The organism is Spirillospora sp. NPDC049652 (genome assembly GCF_040675125.1).
Lineage (GTDB): Bacteria > Actinomycetota > Actinomycetes > Streptosporangiales > Streptosporangiaceae > Spirillospora.
Map to the genome: position 1 here is coordinate 1 of NZ_JBFAOF010000739.1, position 3,725 is coordinate 3,725.

The 3,725-nt window shown below is 72.0% G+C and carries 2 protein-coding genes and 1 pseudogene; 1 reads left to right on the plus strand and 2 read right to left on the minus strand.

Features of this window, described 5'->3' with window-relative positions:
- Together AB0J52_RS31690 and AB0J52_RS31695 are read right to left on the minus strand one after the other, a co-directional pair.
- A partial coding sequence (locus AB0J52_RS31690) for a glycosyltransferase (protein WP_500186452.1) occupies nucleotides 1-2,554 on the minus strand: 2,554 nt, incomplete at its 3' end.
- 176 nt (nucleotides 2,555-2,730) lie between these two features.
- Nucleotides 2,731-3,372: a TetR/AcrR family transcriptional regulator gene (locus AB0J52_RS31695; RefSeq protein ID WP_500186454.1), complete on the minus strand. Its 642-nt coding sequence runs from the start codon at nucleotides 3,370-3,372 to the stop codon at nucleotides 2,731-2,733.
- Between the two features lie 105 nt (nucleotides 3,373-3,477).
- Between AB0J52_RS31695 and AB0J52_RS31700 the strand changes: the two are divergent.
- A pseudogene (locus AB0J52_RS31700) lies at nucleotides 3,478-3,725 on the plus strand (hypothetical protein); the annotation flags it as partial.

Genomic DNA, 3,725 nt, shown 5'->3' on the forward strand with positions numbered 1-3,725 from the left:
CCCGGGTGAGCACCTCGGCCCGGCCGTGCGGCGCGCGCACTCCCCGTCCCTTCTTCGGGACATGCCTCTTGACCTGTGGAAACTCCTCATGCGAGGGACGCGGCCGGGCGTCGGGGAAGGCGGCCCGGAACGCCTGGATCTCCGGAAGCTTCGTGCCGAGCCCGGCGTGCAGGTGGGACGGTCCGCCGAGCACGTCCTCGATGGCCGTGAGCATCAGCTCGGCGGTGGAGTACTGCATGGACAGCGCGTGCTTCACCGTGACGATGAAGCTCTCCTTGACCAGGTTGCCGCCGCGCTCGTAGGGCGAGTGCAGCAGCGCGGTGACCAGCCGGTTCCGCTCGTGGAAGTACGCCTGCCAGTCGATCCCGTCGTCCTTGTCCTGCCAGGGGACGTGCCAGGCGGCGACGCCGGGCAGCGACACCGTCGGGAAGCCCGCCTCCCCCGCGCGGACGCAGTACTCCGCGTCGTCCCACTTGATGAACATCGGCATGGACAGGCCGACCTTCTGCATGACCTCGACCGGGACGAGGCACATCCACCAGCCGTTGTAGTCCACGTCCACCCGGCGGTGCAGCCAGTCGGTCTCCAGCAGCGACCCGACGCTCTGCCGCTTGGCGGTCAGCGGGTCGGCGGACTTCCCGAAGTCGTGCTCGCGCCGGGTGTGCGGGGCCTCCTGCCACCACCACCGGTACCGCTCGATCGTCTCGCCGTAGGCGTGCAGCTGCGAGCGGACGAACAGGTTGAACATGTGGCCGCCGACGATCGTGGGCGTCCGGGCGAAGTCGGCGAACGCGACGGCGCGCAGCACGCCCTCGGTCTCGGTGACCACGTCGTCGTCGAGCAGCAGCAGGTAGTCGCTGGTCCCGGCGCGGAGCGTCTCGTCCATCGCGCGCGAGAAGCCACCCGAGCCGCCGAGGTTGCCCTGCTCGACGAGGTTCAGCTTCCCGCCGAGCGCGGCGGCGGCGCGGTCGTAGTCGGCGTGCTCGCGGACGCGGTCGGTGCCCTGGTCGACGACGTGGATCGCGTCCACGGCCTCCAGCACCTCGGGGGCGCCGCCGAGCGCGAGCAGCTGGTCGACGCAGAACTTCGCGCGGTTGAAGGTCGTGATGCCCAGGCTGACCCGGCCCTGCCGCGCACCGCGCGCCCCCGCCGGCTCGGCGCACCACTCGGCCAGTTCGAGGACGGTGCTGCGCTCGCCCGCCAGGACGTCCATCCAGTACCAGCCGCCGTCGATGAACGGCTGCAGCGTGAGGGTCAGCGTCTCCTCCACCGGCTCGTCCGAGTCGACCGGGACGGCCGCGACGCGCTGCACGTGGCCCTTGGCGCTGGACCGGTACACGACGAGGTTGCCCTGGCCGCGCATCCGGACGCGGAGCACGACCTCCTCCAGGTTCGTCCAGCGCCGCCAGTAACTCGCCGGGAAGGCGTTGAAGTAGGTCGCGAACGACACGCGCGCGCCGACCGGGACGACGACCGTGTGCCGGTCGTCGCCGGTGCGGTCCTGCGCGGCCAGGGCCTCCGCACCGCGCGCGATCCCGCCCTCGACATAGAGCTTCAGGACGTCCAGGTCCCGGTCGGCGGGCAGCACGACGCGCTGCAGCCGCCGCCGCGTGGGCTCGAAGACCACGCCCGCGCCGACCGCGCCCGCCAGTCCGGCCATGGCGCCGTGGTCGGAGGCGAACAGGCTGACCGCGCCGACCAGGGTGAAGTACACGCCGGTGATCACGCCGACCAGTCCCGCGTACACCAGGGTCCGGTTGATCACCACGTCGATGTCGTACAGCCGGTAGCGGGTGATCGCGATGGCGACGCAGATCGGGACGGCGACGATCGCGGCGTCCCGGACGACGTCGCCGATCCGGGCGCTCTCGCCGACGTAGACGACCGCCTCGGCGATCAGCCCGGGGTAGACCACCCAGGCGATCTGCCGCCGCACGTCGGGCGCGGCCCGCCGGAACCGGACCGCGAGCGACACCAGGGAGAGGGCCAGCGTCATCAGGATCATTCCCGCGACCACCGGGGGGATCGACTGCAGCGGGTACACCGACACGCCGCCGTGGAACCGGCGCGCGCCGGGGTCGATCGTCAGGTGGACGGCCACCACCACCGGGACCAGGCACGCCAGCACCAGGACGGGCCGGAACCGCACCGGCACGAGCCGTCCGTCGGGGAACACCAGCGGCAGGACGAGGGTGAGCGCGTAGGTGTCCACCGCCCACAGCCAGTGGCTCAGCCAGACCGGCAGCCACGCCCCGGACCAGTGGTGGAGCGTGGCGTACTCGGCGAGGTTCAGGGACAGCACGTACAGCGCGGCGCTGATCCCGGCGCCGAGCATGAGCAGCCCGACGCGGCGGCCGGCGCGGTGCGCGGTGAGCAGTGCCCCGACCGGCGTCCAGGACAGCGCGACGAACACCTCCGGGTGCCACCACACCATCCGCCGGTCGTCCGGCAGTTCGCCACCGAGCACGAGCGAGGTGGCGACCAGCAGCACGGCCACCGCCGCACCCGCCAGCGCCGCTCCGCCGGTGCTCCGGCCGATCTTCACCCTGCCCACCGCCTCTCCCGCCTCAGGTAATGGAATGTTAAAACGCTGAGGTGATGGCCACGCCACGGTGTCCCGTCCACGGGCGGACGAGGTCGGGCGTGTGAGGAGTTTCTAGCGCTTTTGCGGCGCGCGGGCGAGAGCAGGGGGCGGGACGGCGCCTCCTGGGCGGCTGACCGGAGCGCCGCTCAGGCGTTGGTCGCGGTCGTCACGGCCGTCGCGGGGACGCCGGTGAAGGCGGTGGCGGGGAACAGCGCCCGGACGCCCGCCGCGAACTCCTCGGGTTCCGCGTCGCCCAGCAGCAGGAGCTGCAGGATGAACCCCGGGAACAGGCCGAACAGCACCCGGCCGGCGGCGTCGGCGTCGATGCCGGCGGGCAGCCGCCCGGTCTCGGCGAGCCGCCGGACGTAGGTGACCCAGTGGTCGCGCGAGGTCGTCATGGTCTGCCGCACCTTGGCGGCGAGCCGCCCGTCGTGCGCGGCCATCGCCCACGCCTGGATGGCGAGGCGGGCGGGCCCGTTGCCGCTCGCGAGCTCGGTGATCCGCTCGCACATCGCCAGGCAGAGCCGGTCGGGGTCGGGCGGCGGATCGGTGCCCACCAGGGCGGACAGCGCCTTCTGCAGCTCGCCGCCGCCCTCCGTGACGATCTCGTCGACGATCTCGCTCTTGCTCTTGAAGTACCGGTAGACGGCCCCGGCCGACAGGTTCGCCTCGGCGAAGATGTCCTGCATCGACGTCTCGTACAGGCCGTTGCGGATGAAGCAGGCGCGGGCCGCGTCGATGATCTGGCGGCGGCGGCGTTCCAGGTGCTCTTCGCTGACTCGGGGCATGCCCCTAAATTAAAACGAACGTTCGTTCTTGACAAGTGCCCGGGCCGGTGGGACGGTGACGGGGAACCTAAAGAGAACGAACGTCCGCTTTTATTGGAGGCGGCCATGACGACAACTCCCCCCACGGGCTCCGCGCAGACGAGCACCGCGCCGACCACGAGCACCGCCCGCCGCCGCGCCCTGGCGATCGCGCTCGGCGCGGCCCTGCTCCAGCTGGTGATGATCACGGCCTTCGCCTGGCCGTCGGCGAAGGTCGCGCCGCGCGAGGCCGACGATGGCCGAGTCCGACAGCAGGAACAGGGGTTCGGCGACCAGCGCGCCGAAGGCGGGCACGGCCAGCCGCAGGATCTCCC

What these genes read in the sequence shown, in the direction of transcription:
- AB0J52_RS31695 (WP_500186454.1), bottom strand. Translation starts at nt 3,372, where the DNA reads ATGCCCCGAGTCAGCGAAGAGCACCTGGAACGCCGCCGCCGCCAGATC.